This window comes from Zhihengliuella alba (genome assembly GCF_039538765.1).
GTDB classification, from domain to species: Bacteria; Actinomycetota; Actinomycetes; order Actinomycetales; family Micrococcaceae; genus Zhihengliuella; species Zhihengliuella alba.
The window spans coordinates 322,971-337,606 of the sequence record NZ_BAABCJ010000005.1 but is presented as its reverse complement, the minus strand read 5'-3'; the positions used below and the strand labels follow the sequence as shown (position 1 = coordinate 337,606).

Annotated in this window: 11 protein-coding genes; 6 read left to right on the top strand and 5 right to left on the bottom strand. The window is 72.9% G+C overall.

The window, feature by feature from the left end; all coding sequences use genetic code 11:
- Positions 1–32 precede the first annotated feature (32 nt).
- Positions 33–1,187: a histidinol-phosphate transaminase gene (locus ABD784_RS11110; RefSeq protein WP_344884376.1), complete on the bottom strand. Its 1,155-nt coding sequence runs from the start codon at positions 1,185–1,187 to the stop codon at positions 33–35.
- Between the two features lie 391 nt (positions 1,188–1,578).
- On the opposite strand from ABD784_RS11110, the gene ABD784_RS11105 reads away from it, so the two are divergent.
- Genes ABD784_RS11105 through ABD784_RS11090 form a run of 4 tightly spaced genes read left to right on the top strand, consistent with a single transcriptional unit; the run spans position 1,579 to position 7,483 of the window.
- On the top strand, positions 1,579–2,967 hold the full coding sequence (locus ABD784_RS11105; RefSeq protein WP_344884653.1) for an MFS transporter: 1,389 nt from the start codon (positions 1,579–1,581) through the stop codon (positions 2,965–2,967).
- A gap of 1 nt (position 2,968) precedes the next feature.
- On the top strand, positions 2,969–5,458 hold the full coding sequence (locus tag ABD784_RS11100; RefSeq protein ID WP_344884373.1) for a molybdopterin oxidoreductase family protein: 2,490 nt from the start codon (positions 2,969–2,971) through the stop codon (positions 5,456–5,458).
- A gap of 32 nt (positions 5,459–5,490) precedes the next feature.
- The gene (locus tag ABD784_RS11095; protein ID WP_344884650.1) at positions 5,491–7,026 is read left to right on the top strand and encodes an FAD-dependent oxidoreductase; all 1,536 of its coding nucleotides are present in this window, start codon (positions 5,491–5,493) and stop codon (positions 7,024–7,026) included.
- A 49-nt stretch (positions 7,027–7,075) separates the two neighbouring features.
- On the top strand, positions 7,076–7,483 hold the full coding sequence (locus ABD784_RS11090; protein ID WP_344884370.1) for a phage holin family protein: 408 nt from the start codon (positions 7,076–7,078) through the stop codon (positions 7,481–7,483).
- Here ABD784_RS11090 and ABD784_RS11085 read toward each other — a convergent pair.
- From ABD784_RS11085 to ABD784_RS11070, 4 genes are all read right to left on the bottom strand, one after another.
- The gene (locus ABD784_RS11085) at positions 7,461–8,990 is read right to left on the bottom strand and encodes an alpha/beta hydrolase family protein (RefSeq protein ID WP_344884367.1); all 1,530 of its coding nucleotides are present in this window, start codon (positions 8,988–8,990) and stop codon (positions 7,461–7,463) included. The genes ABD784_RS11090 and ABD784_RS11085 overlap by 23 nt on opposite strands.
- A gap of 13 nt (positions 8,991–9,003) precedes the next feature.
- A complete protein-coding gene (locus ABD784_RS11080; RefSeq protein ID WP_344884365.1) occupies positions 9,004–9,342 on the bottom strand; it encodes a hypothetical protein in 339 nt (112 codons plus the stop codon).
- A 265-nt stretch (positions 9,343–9,607) separates the two neighbouring features.
- Positions 9,608–11,146 carry a PTS ascorbate transporter subunit IIC gene (locus ABD784_RS11075; protein WP_344884362.1) on the bottom strand — a complete coding sequence of 513 codons (1,539 nt, stop codon included), beginning with the start codon at positions 11,144–11,146 and terminating at the stop codon, positions 9,608–9,610.
- Positions 11,147–11,159: 13 nt separating this feature from the next.
- Positions 11,160–11,978 carry a PTS sugar transporter subunit IIA gene (locus ABD784_RS11070; RefSeq protein ID WP_344884359.1) on the bottom strand — a complete coding sequence of 273 codons (819 nt, stop codon included), beginning with the start codon at positions 11,976–11,978 and terminating at the stop codon, positions 11,160–11,162.
- A gap of 105 nt (positions 11,979–12,083) precedes the next feature.
- On the opposite strand from ABD784_RS11070, the gene purB reads away from it, so the two are divergent.
- A complete protein-coding gene (purB, locus tag ABD784_RS11065; RefSeq protein WP_344884356.1) occupies positions 12,084–13,490 on the top strand; it encodes an adenylosuccinate lyase in 1,407 nt (468 codons plus the stop codon).
- Positions 13,491–13,630: 140 nt separating this feature from the next.
- On the top strand, positions 13,631–14,632 hold the full coding sequence (locus ABD784_RS11060; RefSeq protein ID WP_344884353.1) for a YdcF family protein: 1,002 nt from the start codon (positions 13,631–13,633) through the stop codon (positions 14,630–14,632).
- Positions 14,633–14,636: the final 4 nt, after the last annotated feature.

Here is a 14,636-nt window from a genome sequence, read left to right as displayed (position 1 = left end):
CTGGGCGGACCCGGCTCCGCGGGAAATTTGTCCTACTCAGACAGACGGGGCGGGTTTGGATAGTTCCTACAAATCTCCAGGAACCGGGTGTTCGCCTCGACCTCCCCGATGCTGACCCGGACGCCCTCGCCCGCGAAGGCGCGGACCGAGAGCGCGTGCCGTCCGGCGTACTCGGCGAAGCCGACGGCGTGCTCGCGGAGGTTCAGCCACACGAAGTTGGCCTGCGTGGTGGGGATCTCCCAGCCGAGCTCCTGCAGGCCGGCGACGACCCGCTCGCGCTCGGCGACCAGGGAGTCGACGCGGACCAGGACGTCGTCGACGTGCTCGAGCGAGGCCAGCGCGGCCTCCTCGGCCACCGTGGAGACGGCGAACGGCGTCGCGATGACGCGCAGGTGCTGGGTGATCTCCGGCCGGGAGACGGAGTAGCCCACGCGCAGGTTCGCGAGCCCGTGCGCCTTGGAGAACGTCCGCAGCACCACGACGTTCGGGTACTTCCGGTACATCTCCAGCCCGTTCACGGCGTCGTCGTCCCGGATGAACTCGGTGTAGGCCTCGTCGATCACCACCATGACGTTCGCCGGCACCGACTGCACGAACTCCTCGACCTCGGCCGTCGTCAGGACGGGGCCGGTCGGGTTGTTCGGGGTGCACAGCACCACGATCGTGGTGCGCTCGTTGACGGCGGCGGCCATCGCGGCGAGGTCGTGCCGGCCGTCGGCCAGGAGGGGCACCTCCACGGCGCGGGCACCCGCGGTGCCCACGACGATCGGGTACGCCTCGAACGAGCGCCAGGCGTAGACGACCTCGTCCTGCACGCCGTCCTCGTTCTGCCCGGCGAAGGTGTTGAGAATCTGCGTCAGCGCGCCGAGCGAGCCGGCGCCGGTGACCACGTCGTCCGCCGGCACGTCCAGGTACCGCCCGAGGGCGACCCGCAGCCGCGTGGACAGCGGGTCCGGGTAGCGGAACAGGTCCTCCCGGCCGCGCACTGCGTCGAGCACGGCGGGGAGGGGCGGCAGCGGGTTCTCGTTGGAGGAGAGCTTGTAGGAGATCAGGCCCTCGATGGGCGCGGGGGGCTTGCCGGCGGCGTACTTCGGCAGGCGGCTGAGCACCGGCCGGGGCTGCACGGCGTGAGCCTGCTGCGTGTGCGGCTCCACTTCCAGGTGGACCGCGGTGTTCTCGTCAGTCATACAGACAGGGTATCGCCCGCCCCGAAGCGCCTGTGATGACGGCCACGGGCGGCCCCGGCCCGGCACGCACGGGGCTGCATCCCTTGCGCGGCAAGGGCACCGGCGCCGGCTCACGGGTCAGGCCGACGCCGGTGAGACCACCTTGAAATGGATGCAACAGAGGGAAACCGGAGACGAAACGTCCCCCGTGCAGGCTGGTGCCCATCATTCTGACGCGGAGGTAGCCATGAGCACGACGGAACGCACCGGCCAGTCCGGCCCGACGCCGCACGACGCCCCGGCCGCGGCGGCGGCCGCCACCACGCCGTCCCCCGCCCGACCGGCGGGAGCGGGACGGGCTGCGGACCAGATCAGGCCTGCGGGCCCGGCCCGGCCGGACGCCGAGCTGGCGATGCGCCCGGGGCGCTGGGTGGAGAACTGGGACGCCGAGGACCGGCACTTCTGGGAGACCGTGGGCCGGCGGACGGCCGCGACGAACCTCAAGTGGTCCATCCTCTGCGAGTTCCTCGGCTTCGTGGTCTGGCAGCTCTGGTCGATCGTCGCCGTGTTCCTGCCGGAGGCCGGCTTCGACCTCACCACGGGGCAGATCTTCCTGCTCATCTCCATGCCGTCGCTGGTCGGGGCGACCCTGCGCATCCCCTACACGTTCATGGTGGCCCGGTTCGGGGGCCGGAACTGGACGGTGGTCTCCGCACTGCTGCTGCTGATCCCCGCCGTGGGGCTCGCCCTGGCGGTCTCCGACCCGACCACGCCGTTCTGGGTCCTCGTGGCCCTGGCGGCGAGCGCCGGCTTCGGCGGCGGCAACTTCGCCTCCTCGATGGCCAACATCACCTACTTCTACCCGGCCCGGGAGAAGGGCTGGGCGCTGGGGCTGAACGCGGCCGGCGGGAACCTGGGCGCCGCCGTCGCGCAGCTGCTGGTGCCGATCGCCGTGACCGCCTTCGCCGCCGGGGCGCTGAACCTGCCGCTGGCCGGGTGGATCTGGGTCCCGTTCATCGCCTTCGCCGCTCTCGGCGCCCGCCGGCACATGCACAACCTCTCCCACGCCCGGGGCGACGTCTCCGGCGCGCTCGCCGCGCTGCGGGAGAAGCACCTGTGGATCATCGCGTTCCTCTACATCGGGACGTTCGGATCCTTCATCGGGTTCTCCGCCGTCTTCCCGAAGCTCATCGCGGACACGTTCCCGGAGTTCTCCTCCTTCGCCGTGCTGGGCGCCTCCCTCTCCCTGGCGTTCCTCGGCCCGCTGGTCGGCTCGCTCTCCCGCCCGTACGGCGGACGGCTGGCAGACCGCCGCGGCGGCGCCCGGATCACCGTGGCCGCGTTCGCGGTCATGGCCGCCATCACCGTCGCCGTCGTCCTCACCCTGCCGCTGGGCAGCTTCTGGCTCTTCCTGGGCCTGTTCCTGCTCCTGTTCACCGCCAGCGGCATCGCCAACGGCTCCACCTACAAGATGATCCCCACCGTGTTCGCCCTCCGGTCGGTGGAGCGCGCGGCCGCCAGGCGCGGCCCCGGCGAGCGGGCCGCAGGGCAGGACGACGGCGCCCCGGCAGCGCCGACCGTCTCGCCGGAGCGTCAGGCCTCGGCGGCCCTGGGCCTGGTCTCGGCGATCGGCGCCTACGGCGGCTTCCTGATCCCGCAGGCCCTGGGTCACTCGGCGACCTCCACGGGCTCCTACACGTCGGCGTTCGTCGGGTTCGTCGCGGCCTACCTGCTCATGATGGGCACGGCCTGGTTCTGCTACCTGCGCCCCGGCACCGCCTTCGCCCGGCAGGGCGTCTGACGTGGCGGGGACCCCGCGGACCGGGCCGTCCGGCGGCGCCGGCGGGACGGCGTCGCACTGCCCGTACTGCGCCCTGCAGTGCGCCATGACCATCACGCCCGCCGCCGTCGGGGCGGCCGGCACCCCGCGTGGCGCCACGGTCGAGGGCCGGGACTTCCCGACCAGCACGGGGCGCCTGTGCCGCAAGGGGTTCTCGGCGGCCGAGCTGCTCGACTCGGGCGAGCGCATCACCGCTCCCCTGCTCCGGGGCCCCGACGGGCGCTTCGAGGAGGCGCCCTGGGACGACGTGCTGGATCTGATCGCCGCGCGGGTCCGCGGCCTGCGCGCCGAGCACGGACCCGACGCCGTGGCGGTCTTCGGCGCCGGCGGGCTGACCAACGAGAAGGCGTACCAGCTCGGGAAGTTCGCCCGGCTGGCCCTGCGCACACGGCTCATCGACTACAACGGGCGCTTCTGCATGTCCTCGGCGGCGGCGGCCGGCAACCGCAGCTTCGGACTCGACCGCGGGCTGCCGTTCCCGCTGACCGACCTGCAGGCCGCGGACGCGGTGCTGCTGCTCGGCTCCAACGTCGCGGACACGATGCCGCCGTTCCTGCAGCACCTGGAGCCGGCCCGCCGCGCAGGCGGGCTGATCGTCGTCGATCCACGCGCCTCGGCCACGGCCCGGCTGACGGACGACGGCGCGGGCCTGCACCTGCAGCCCGCGCCGGGCACGGACCTGGAGCTGCTGCTCGGGCTGGCGCACGTGGTGCTCTTCGAGCAGCTCGCGGACACGGACTACCTGGCCGCGCGGACCACCGGACTGGAGCAGCTCCGCCGGACGCTGGCCGGATGGTGGCCGCGGCGGGCCGAGCAGGCCACCGGCGTGCCGGCCGAGTCGATCCGCCGGGCGGCGCACCGGCTCGCGGACGCGGCCCGGCGTGCCCGCGCTGCCCTCGCCGCGGGCCGGGAGCCGGGCAGGGTCTTCGTGCTGACCGGCCGCGGGGTGGAGCAGCACGCGAACGGGACGGACACCGCCACGGCCGCGATCAACCTGGCGCTCCTGCTCGGGCTGCCCGGCACGCCGGCCGGCGGCTTCGGCACGCTGACGGGCCAGGGCAACGGGCAGGGCGGACGGGAGCACGGGCAGAAGTCGGACCAGCTGCCCGGGTACCGGAGGATCGACGACCAGGAGCACCGCGCGCACGTCGCCCGCGTCTGGGGCGTCGAGCCCGACGCGATCCCGGGGGCGGGCGTTCCAGCGGCGCAGCTGCTCCACGCACTCGGCGGGACACTGCCCGACGGCGGACCCGGTCCTCGCATGCTCCTGGTGCACGGCTCCAACGTGGTCGTCTCCGCGCCGGACGCCGGCCGCGTCCTCGCCGGTCTGCGGGCCCTCGACTTCCTGGTGGTGGCCGACTTCTTCATGTCGGAGACCGCGGCCGAGGCGGACGTGGTCCTGCCGGTCCTCCAGTGGGCCGAGGAGGAGGGCACCCTGACGAGCCTCGAGGGCCGGCTGCTGCGCCGCCGCCGTGCCCTGGACGGCCCGCCAGGGGCCCGCGACGAGCTGTGGATCATGGCCGAGCTCGCCCGCCGGCTCGACGCGCCGGGCACGTACCCGACCGTCGCGTCGGAGGTCTTCGACGAGCTCGCCGCGGCCTCCGCCGGCGGACTCGCCGACTACTCGGGTATCTCGCACGCGCTCCTCGACGCCGCCGAGGGCATCGTGCCAGCCTCCGCCACGGGGTCCGCCGTGGGGACAGCCGCCGGGATCGGCACCGGCACCGGCACCGGCTCCAACCGGGGGCAGGGCACGGGACCGGCCGGCGGCACGGGCGTCTACTGGCCCTGCCCTGCCGGGGCGCCGCAGAACGACGACGGCTCCCTCGGCACACCGCGCCTGTTCCTGGACCGGTTCGCCCATCCGGACGGGCGGGCCCGGCTCGTGCCCGTGCGTCCCGGCCCCCCGCCGACCGGCGACGCCGCGGGCCTGCGGGGCCGGGCCGTCGCCCCGGCCCCCGCGGACCGCACGGGCCGCACGGGCCGCACTGGCCGCACAGTGGGTTCCGAGAGTCCGTATGGCCTGGACCTGACGCTGCTCACCGGGCGCCTGCTGGAGCACTACCAGTCCGGTGCGCAGACCCGGCGCACGGCCGCTCTCGCCGCGGCGCAGCCCGAGGCGCGGGCCGAGCTGCACCCGGCCGCGGCATCCCGGCTCGGGATCGCCGACGGGGACTGGGTGCGGCTGGAGAACCGGCAGGGCACCGCCGTCGTCCGCGCCGAGCTGAGCACGGCGGTCCGCACCGACTGCGTCTTCGTGCCGTTCCATTTCGCCGGCCTGGGCAGCGTGAACCGGCTCGTCACGGGGGTGACGGATCCGGTGAGCTCCATGCCGGCCTTCAAGAACGCGCGCGTGCGCGTGGCCCGGGTGGAGGAGCCGTCGGAGCCAGATCTCGTCCCGGCCGGGCCCGGCCGGGCCGATACCGCGCTACCGGAAGGAGCCTCCAGATGAGCGCACCGGATCACTGCAGAGCAGGCATGAGCATGCTGGGCGCTGGCGCACCGGACGCGGACCGGCCGGAGCGCGTGGTGGTCGTCGGGTTCGGCCCCGTCGCCGCGCGGCTCGTCGAGGACCTCCTGCCCGCCGTCGCGGCGGGCACCCTGGCCGTGACCGTCCTCGGCGCCGAGCCGCGCGCCGCCTACAACCGGGTCCTCGTCGCCGAGGTCGCGGTCGGGAGGGCCACCGCCGAGTCGATCGCGCTCGCCGACGCGGACTCACTGCGCGCCGTCGGCGTCGACGTCCGCCTCGGGGTGGCCGTGCGCCGGGTGGACCGCTCCCGCCGGGCGGTCCTGCTCGAGGACGGGGACCCCGTGCCGTACGACCGTCTCGTCTTCGCCACCGGCGCCCGGCCCACCCTGCCGACGCTGCGCGGCCTGGACTTCGCGCCGCATGCGGAGCCGCGCCTGCCGCGGGGCGTCACGGCCCTGCGCGACCTCCGGGACGCCGAGGCCCTGCGGCGCGTCGTCGCCGACGGCGGCCGCGTGGTGATCCTCGGCGGCGGCGTCCTGGGCGTGGAGGCCGCGCTGCTGGTGCAGGAGCACGGGGGGCACGCGGTCCTGGTCCACCACGGCCCCCACCCCCTCGCTCGCAACGTCGACGACGACGCCGGCCGCCTCCTCGCCCGCCGGCTGTGCGACGCCGGCGTGGAGCTCGTCTCCGACGCGCGCGCGGTGGCGGTCCGGCAGGAGGCGGAGGCCTTCGCCGCCCTGGAGCTGTCCGAGGGCACCCTGGTCCCGGGCGATCTGCTGGTGATCTCCGTGGGGGTGCGGGCCCGCGACGAGCTGGCCGCGGGCTGCGGGCTCACCGTCGGCGACGGCATCCACGTGGACGAGCGGCTCCGCGCGGACACCGAGGACCGCGTCTTCGCGATCGGCGACTGCGCCGCGGTCGCCGGCGAGCGCCCGTCCGGCCTCATCGGTCAGGGGTGGGCGCAGGCCGAATGGCTGGCGGCATACCTGTCCCGGCATCAGGTCACGTCGCCACTGGAGGCCGCGGCCGCCGGGCACGAGCCCGTGCGGGCCCTGCCCGCCGAGCAGCCCGGCGCCATCCTGCTCAAGGCGCGGGGCCTCGAGTTCTCCTCTGCCGGCGATGTCTCGCCCGGCCTGTGGGACGCCGGCGGAGCGCGCGTCTCCACGTGGGCCGATCCGCAGCGCGGGGCGTACTGCAAGATGGTCACGGTGAACGGGGTGCTGACGGGCTTCGTGGCCCTCGGCCTGCCGCGGACCGCGGCGGAGCTCGTCCTCCTCTACGAGCGTCGGCGCGAGCTGCCGGCAGACCGGACCACCCTCTTCCGGCTCGACGACGTGGCCTCGGTTCCTGCCGCCCAGCCGGGGCCGGACGAGGTCCTGTGCCGGTGCAGCGGCGCGACGCACGGCCAGGTCTCTGCCGCACTGGAGGCCGGCTGCTCCACGGTCGAGGAGGTCGGGCGGGCCTGCCGTGCCGGGACGGGCTGCGGGGGCTGCCGGGAGCGGATCGAGACGGTCCTGCGGTCGGCGGCGGCGGATCCGGTCGGCGTGTAGCGGCCGCCGGGTAGGGACGGGAGCGGGACCGGCGTGCAAGACTGATCCCATGTTCGGTTTCATCGTCCGTGTCCTGGTGAATGCGCTCGCCCTGGCGGCGGCGGCCTGGCTGCTGCCCGGGATCTCGGTGACCTCGGGCAGCGGGGGCCCGGCCACCGGCAACGAGACCGCCGACGTCGTGCTGGCGTACGTGCTGATCGGCCTCGTCTTCGGTCTCGTGAACGCCGTGGTCAAACCCGTGCTGAGCTTCCTGTCACTGCCGATCACCTGCCTCACCCTGGGCCTGTTCGCGATCATCATCAACGCGGGCATGCTGGCCCTGACCGCCTGGATCACCCAGTACACCCCGATGACGCTGAGGATCGACTCGTTCTTCTGGGATGCGATCCTCGGCTCGATCATCGTCGCGATCGTGTCCGCCCTGCTCGGCTGGGTCATCCCCGACCGCCGCGACTAGCGGGACGCCGTGAGCGCTCCCCCGCCGCGCCTCCCGCCGGTTCCTCCCGTCCGCCGCCCTTCGCCGTCCGGGGCCCGACGGCTCCGGTGTCCCGGCGCAGCCTGACGCTGTACCTGCGCGTGGACGTCGCTCCCGCGTAGATGCCGGCCAGCCCGCCGTAGACGCGTTGGAGATCCGGATCGTCCGAGAGCGCGCCGGTCAACGCCAAGTGCCTGTAGTTCTCCAGTGCGTGGGCGTCGCTGAGGATCGAGTCCGCGTCGACGCCCGGCGACTGGCCGGGGGCGTACTCCACGGAGCTGACGACGAGTTGGTTGTAGGACGTCTCCGTCAACTCGCCCGTGGCGCCGGGAACGGCATCGTGCGCGTGCTGGAAGTGCAGTGCGTACGCGTCGTCCGGAACATCGGTCGCCCCCACCGGCGCCCCGAAGGTCAGGACCCCGGCGACGTCGTACTGCTGCTGGAACAGTTCATTCGCGGCGATGTTGGCCGCGTGGATGCCGCCCTGGCTGTAGCCGGTCAGGACCACCCGGTCCCCGGGAGCGGCGCCGACGCCCTGCAGTGCCTCGAGGACGGCGGCGGTCGCGTGCCGGCTGTCCCCGGTGAGTCCGTCGACCAGACCGCCGGTGCCCCATGGGTTCTCCTCCGACGCGTTGCCGTCCCCGGTCTGCGTTCCCGGCAGGCTCACCGTGTGCACGGTGCCGGAAGCGGTCTCCGTGCTGGAGACGGCGATGGCGCCGGGCCCGCTGCGCCTCTCGTCCGCCGCATCCTGGTTCGCGAGCATGGCCTGGATGCTCCCGGGCTTCGTCTCCTTCGCTGTACCGCCCTCGGTGCCGGCTGCCGCCCCTTCTATCTCGTGGATCCCAGCGACTTCGACGCGCGCAGTCTGCCGACCGATCTGGGCGCCCCAATCGAGGGCCCGGGCGAATCGCTCCGTCGGGGACGGCGAGGCGACGCCCCCGTGCTCCTCGTCCCGGGTGAGTCCGCTCATCCGCTCGAAGATCTCGCCGCGGCCGGCGGTGGCCCCGGTCCGCCCGAGCCGCAGCGTGAGCGTCGCCGTCAGGTAGACCGGCCAGTGGTTGGCGAGGTCCCGGGCGAGCCGACCCGACGGGTACGGGCCGGCGGATTCGAGCACATAGCTGACCAGCAGGCCCTCCAGCTGGTCCCGGGAGACCACCACGTCGTTGTTGATCTCCCACTCCGTCTGGTCGTAGTGGCCCTCCGCGAGCGCGAGGAGCGGGATCAGCGACCCGACATCCGACTGGAGGTAGCGCAGTCGCGTGAGCGTGCCGGACAGTCGGCCGGACAGCTCTGAGGAGATCATGGCGTCGAATCCATGGAGGCCCTGCGCGGCCCGGTACGCCTCTCCGAGTGCGTCCGCGGCCGCGTCCAGGTGGCCGACGACGACGCCCAGCAGCTGTTGCGCCTGCTGGAGTTCGTGCTTCGAGTAGGAGACGACGGCGGCCGGGTTGTCGCCGCGGCTCCCGCCGCGGATGATCAGGTCCGTCATGGCAGGTCTCCCATCACAGGGCGCCGTGCCGGGTGCCGATGCGCGCGATGCGCTCGGCCTCCAGAGGGCGACCACGCTCGACTGCGTGCTCTGCTGCCTGCTCGAGGGCGCGCTCCTCGGAACGCGCCTGGAGTGGCACCGCGTCGTTGCGCTGGTCGGCGATCATCCAGGACAGGCTCTGCGCCTCGACCGCCATGTTCCGCACCGTCTCCTGGAACGCCCGTCCCGCGATCGAGTTCCATTGCGTCTCGTCGAGCACGTGCGACAGGGCGCGCTGGGCCTCCCCCAAGCGGTCCATCGCCACCTCAGCCTGCACGATGATCCGAGCCCACTCGTCCGCTGCCACCCACATGCCCCGCTCCTCCCCGATTCGCGCCCGCACCGTGCCCGACGGCGGCCCGCCGCCGGGCGCCGCCGCCCGGCACCGCCACCCGAACGCGGCGACCCCGCGGCCATTCGGCGCTGCGCATTCCTGTGACGACGACGCTAGCGATCCGGCCCGAAGCTCCGCGCGTCCCTCAGTGGGGCTGTGGACGCCGGAAGGTGCGCCGCTGGCTGTGGAGGAGGAGTTCTGTCCCGAGCGGTGCGGGCCGACGCCGGAGGGACCGGAGATCCCCCTAGGACCTAGGCGGCGGAGCCGGTGCGCCCCGCGGCGGCGCGAGCTTCGCGTAGCCCGTGGCCGGCGCGTCGCCACTGCCCGCGGCAGGCGCCTCGCCCTCGACAGCCCGCGTCCGATGCGGCGACGGGTCCCACCCGCGGTCCACGACACGCCGCTGCATCAGGACGGCCGCCCCGAGGACGGCCAGCCCGAGCAGGGCGATCGCGATCAGGCCTCCGACGGAGCCGATCCGGGCGCCGTAGCCGATCAGGATGCCGAACCAGCCGAAATCGGTGTCGCCGAAGGTGGTGTTGGCGGAGCCGAAGTCGCCGAGGACCGAGAGCAGCACCGCGGGCAGGAAGGTGATCAGCAGGCCGTTGACGAAGCCGCCGGCCACGGCCCCGCGGCGACCGCCCGTGGCGTTCCCGTAGACGCCGGCCGCGCCGCCGGTGAAGAAGTGCGGGACCAGGCCGGGCAGGATCAGGGCGAGCCCGAGCATCGGGTTGAGCCACACGGACAGCAGGGCCAGGCCGATCAGACCGCCCGTGAAGCTGGACAGGAAGCCGATCAGGACGGCGTTCTGGGCGTAGGGGAAGACGATCGGGGCGTCGAGCGCCGGCTTGGCGCCGGGGACGATCCTCGCGGCGATGCCCTGGAAGGCGGGGACGATCTCGCCGAGGATCGTGCGCACACCGAAGAGGATCACGGCCACGGCGATGCCGAACTGCAGTCCCTGCGTCAGGGCCTGCATGAGGAAGTCGCCGAGGTTCTCGGCCCCGCCCTCGAAGGCCTCGTAGGCGGTCTCCCCGGCGCGGGCGTAGTAGATCGCCGCGACGGCCACATACATCAGCACCATGGACAGGGCGGTCGCGACCATGGAGTCGCGCAGGAACCGCAGTCCCTCGGGCAGCTTGAGGTCCTCCGTGGAACGGCTCGTCCGGCCGCCGACGGCGCGCCCGACGGCACCGGCGGCGATATAGCCGGCGGTGCCGAAGTGCCCGATCGCGATGCTGTCGTCCCCGGTGATGCGCCGCGTCCACGGCTGGGCGAACGCCGGCAGGGAGACCATCAGGATGCCCAGCAGCGCCCCGCCGACGAGGACCGTCACCGGGCCGGAGTAGCCGGCGGTGGCCAGCACGATGGTCAGCAGGGTCGCCATGAACAGGATGTGGTGCCCGGTGAGGAAGACGTAGTTCAACGGCGTGAACCGGGCCAGGACCAGGGAGACGACGAACCCCAGGATCATCAGCCACGCCACCTGCGCGCCGTACTGCTCCTGCGCGATCCCGACGATCGCCTCGTTCGTGGGGATGACACCCTGCGCCCCGGTCGCCCCCTGGATCATCACGCCCAGCGGCTCCAGCGACGCCACCACCAGACCGGCGCCCGCGCCGATCAGCAGGAAGCCGAGGGTCGCCTTGACCGCCCCGCCGACGATCTGGCCCGCGGACTTCCGCAGGGCGCCCAGGCCGATGGCGACGATGATGCCGATGAGGAACGCGGGAACGGAGAGGACCTCGTTGACGAGGAACTGCGGGATCGAGACGAGCCAGTCCATGGTGCTCTCGCTTTCAGACGTCGTAGAGCTCGCGCAGGGCCGCGTCGAGCTCATCGGTGCTGGTGAAGTTCTCGACGACCCGGACGGGCCGGCCGACGTCGCCGAGGATCTTGGCGATCTCGCCGGAGGTCAGGATGGCGGCCGCCTCGTGGGCACGACCGCGCGCCGAGATGGTGTCGGTGGCCTCGACGGTCACGTGCCGCGACCAGCCCCACCGGTCGAGGACCTGCTCCAGCGTGTTCTTCAGGAAGAGCGAGGTACCCAGTCCGTTGCCGCAGACTGTGAGGATCAGGTGGCGGTCCTCTCCGCCAGTCCCGGCCGCCGGCGACTCGGAATCCCGCGCCTCGGATCCCCGCCCCTTGGACGCGGACGACGGCGTCGTCCCGCCGCCGTCGAGGACGTCGAGGATCTGCCGGGGCGACTCGGCGGCGTCGACGGCCGCGCGCTTCTCGCGGCTGCCGAGGATCCGCGCGAGCTCGGCCATCGCCCGCGTGTGCGCCTTGGAGTCCTGCGCGGCGAGGGCCACGACCAGCGTCACGGGGTCGTGCTTCTCGTGACCGAACGCGATCGGCTCGGCCAGCCGGACCCAGGACATGCCGGTCCGCAGGACAGCCTCCGACGGGCGCGCGTGGGCGAACGCGAAGCCGGGCGCGACCACGATGTAGGGCCCGTTCTCGGCCACATTGTCCACCATCGACTGCGTGTAGGCCCCGGTGCAGACGCCCTGCTCCTCCAGGAGCCGGCCCGCGGCGCGGACGGCATCCTCCCAGTCCGTCGCCGTCACGTCCAGGGCGATCGCCTCCTCGGTGATGAGCTCTCTCAGGGACGGCATTCTCGACACTCCTGTTCCGGGCTGGGTCGCTGCGGTCGGCCGGTCGAGGCTCATCCTAGTGACCCGATCCGGCGCCGGATACGGTGCCGTGAAAGAATATGGGCCATGGCTGATTCCGCGCGCTTCTCCCTCGCATCCGAACCCCTCGCCCTCGGTGCGCTCGACGGACGCTACCGTCCCGCCGTCGCACCCCTCGTCGACTACCTCTCGGAGGCGGCGCTCAACCGCGACCGCGTCCACGTGGAGGTCGAGTGGCTGATCCACCTGACGGACCAGTCCGTCCTGCCGGGCGCGGGCCCGCTGACCGAGGAGCAGCGCGCCGGCCTGCGGAAGATCGTCACCGACTTCGACGGCGACTCGGTCTCCGAGCTCGCCGAGATCGAGGCCGTGACCGTGCACGATGTGAAGGCCGTGGAGTACTACATCGGGCGCCGTCTCGAGGCCCTGGGCCTGGCGCACCTGACCGCCATGGTGCACTTCGGCTGCACCAGCGAGGACATCAACAACCTCTCCTACGCCGTCGGCGTCAAGGGCGCCGTCGAGGACGTGTGGCTTCCCGCCGCCCGGTCGCTCGTCGAGCAGATCGGCCGGATGGCCGAGGAGACGCGCGACGTCCCGATGCTCTCCCGCACCCACGGCCAGCCCGCCACGCCGACCACGCTCGGCAAGGAGCTCGCGGTCCTCGCCTGGCGCCTGACCCGCCAGCTGGACCGCATCGCCGCCACCGAGTTCCTCGGCAAGATCAACGGCGCCACCGGCACCTACGCCGCCCACTACGCCTCCGTCCCGTCGGCCGACTGGCAGCACGTCTCCAAGACGTTCGTCGAGGGCCTCGGCCTGACGTGGAACCCGCTGACCACGCAGATCGAGTCGCACGACTGGCAGGCCGAGCTGTACGCGGACATCGCCCGCTTCAACCGGATCCTGCACAACCTCTGCACCGACGTGTGGAGCTACATCTCCATCGGCTACTTCGCGCAGATCCCGGTCGCGGGCGCCACCGGCTCCTCGACCATGCCGCACAAGGTCAACCCCATCCGGTTCGAGAACGCCGAGGCCAACCTGGAGATCTCCAACGGCCTCCTGGACACGCTCGCGGCCACGCTCGTGACCTCCCGCTGGCAGCGCGACCTCACCGACTCGTCGTCGCAGCGCAACATCGGCACCGCGTTCGGCCACTCGCTGCTGGCGATCTCCAACGTCGTCAAGGGACTCGAGCGGCTCGACGTCGCCGAGGACGTCCTCGCCGACGATCTGGACCACAACTGGGAGGTGCTCGGCGAGGCCATCCAGATGGTCATGCGCGCCGAGGCGATCGCCGGCGTGCCGGGCATGGAGAACCCGTACGAGCGGCTCAAGGACCTCACCCGCGGCCACCGCGTGGACGCCGAGCGCATGAAGGAGTTCGTGCAGTCCCTCGGCCTCTCCACCGAGGCGGAGGCCCGTCTGCTGGAGCTCACCCCGGCCAACTACAACGGCATCGCGTCGCAGCTGGTGGACCACCTGAAGTAGCAGCGCCCGCACTGCCGCCGGCCGCCGTCGTTCTCCCGCTGCAGGGAGTACGACGGCGGCCGTCGCCGTCTCCGAGCAAGTCGCCCGTCCCCGCGTCGGCGGTGCGTCCGGCGGACCGCTTCCGCCGATAGTCTGGCCGTATGTTCTCGCTGATCCTCGCCGCCGTCTGCGCCGTGCTGTACGTCCGCTGGCGGAGCCGGGACCGGCGCATGCTGCGCAACGGCGTGGTGCTCGTGGCCGGCATCTGGCTGGCGTTCAGCGGGGTGGCCGAGCTGCTGACCGACCTGGTCCCGGCCTTCGGGTTCGTCTGGCTGATCCTCCTCGCCCTCGTCCCGCTGGCCGCGCTGGTCCTGGCCGGCTTCCTGATCGCCAACGGGCTGACGATGCTCCGCCGCGAGGGTCGGCGACTCGGGAATCTGCTCTCGCTACTGCTCGGCGTCGCGGTGTTCGCGCTGCCGATCATCGCCGTCGCGCTCCTCATGACGGACCAGGCGTGGGCGATCGGGCTCGCGGCCCTGCTGTTCGTCCTCTCCGGCTACTTCGGCGTGGTGTTCGTGGTCTTTCTGGCGTACGCCGTCGCCTACAGCCGCATGGGCGTCGAGGCCGAACCGGCGGCCGTGGTGGTCCTTGGCTCGCGGTTGATCGACGGAACGCCCCCGCCGCTCCTCAAGAGCCGTCTGGACCGGGCCCTCGAGCTCTACCGGGACACGGAGCCCCGGCCGTTGCTCGTCCCGTCCGGAGGGCAGGGCGCGGACGAACCGCGGCCGGAGGGCGCCGCCATGGCCGACTACCTCGTGGCGGCCGGCGCGGACCGCGGCGACGTCGTCGCAGAGGAGCGCGCCCGCACCACGGAGGAGAATCTGCGGTACTCGCTCCAGGTGCAGGCCGAGAGCGGGCGGCCGGGACCCGCCGTCGCCGTCACGAACAACTACCACGTGCTCCGGGCCGCGCTCCTGGCGCGGAAGCTCGGCATCCCGGCCGAGGTGGTCGGCTCCCCGACCGCCGCCTACTACGTCCCCAGCGCGTTCCTCCGCGAATTCGTGGCCGTGCTGGTGGAGCACAAGTGGCTCCACGCACTGCTGCTCCTGCCGTTCGTGGCCTTCGTGGGGTTCCTGGTGTACGCGATCGCGATGACCTACTGACCAG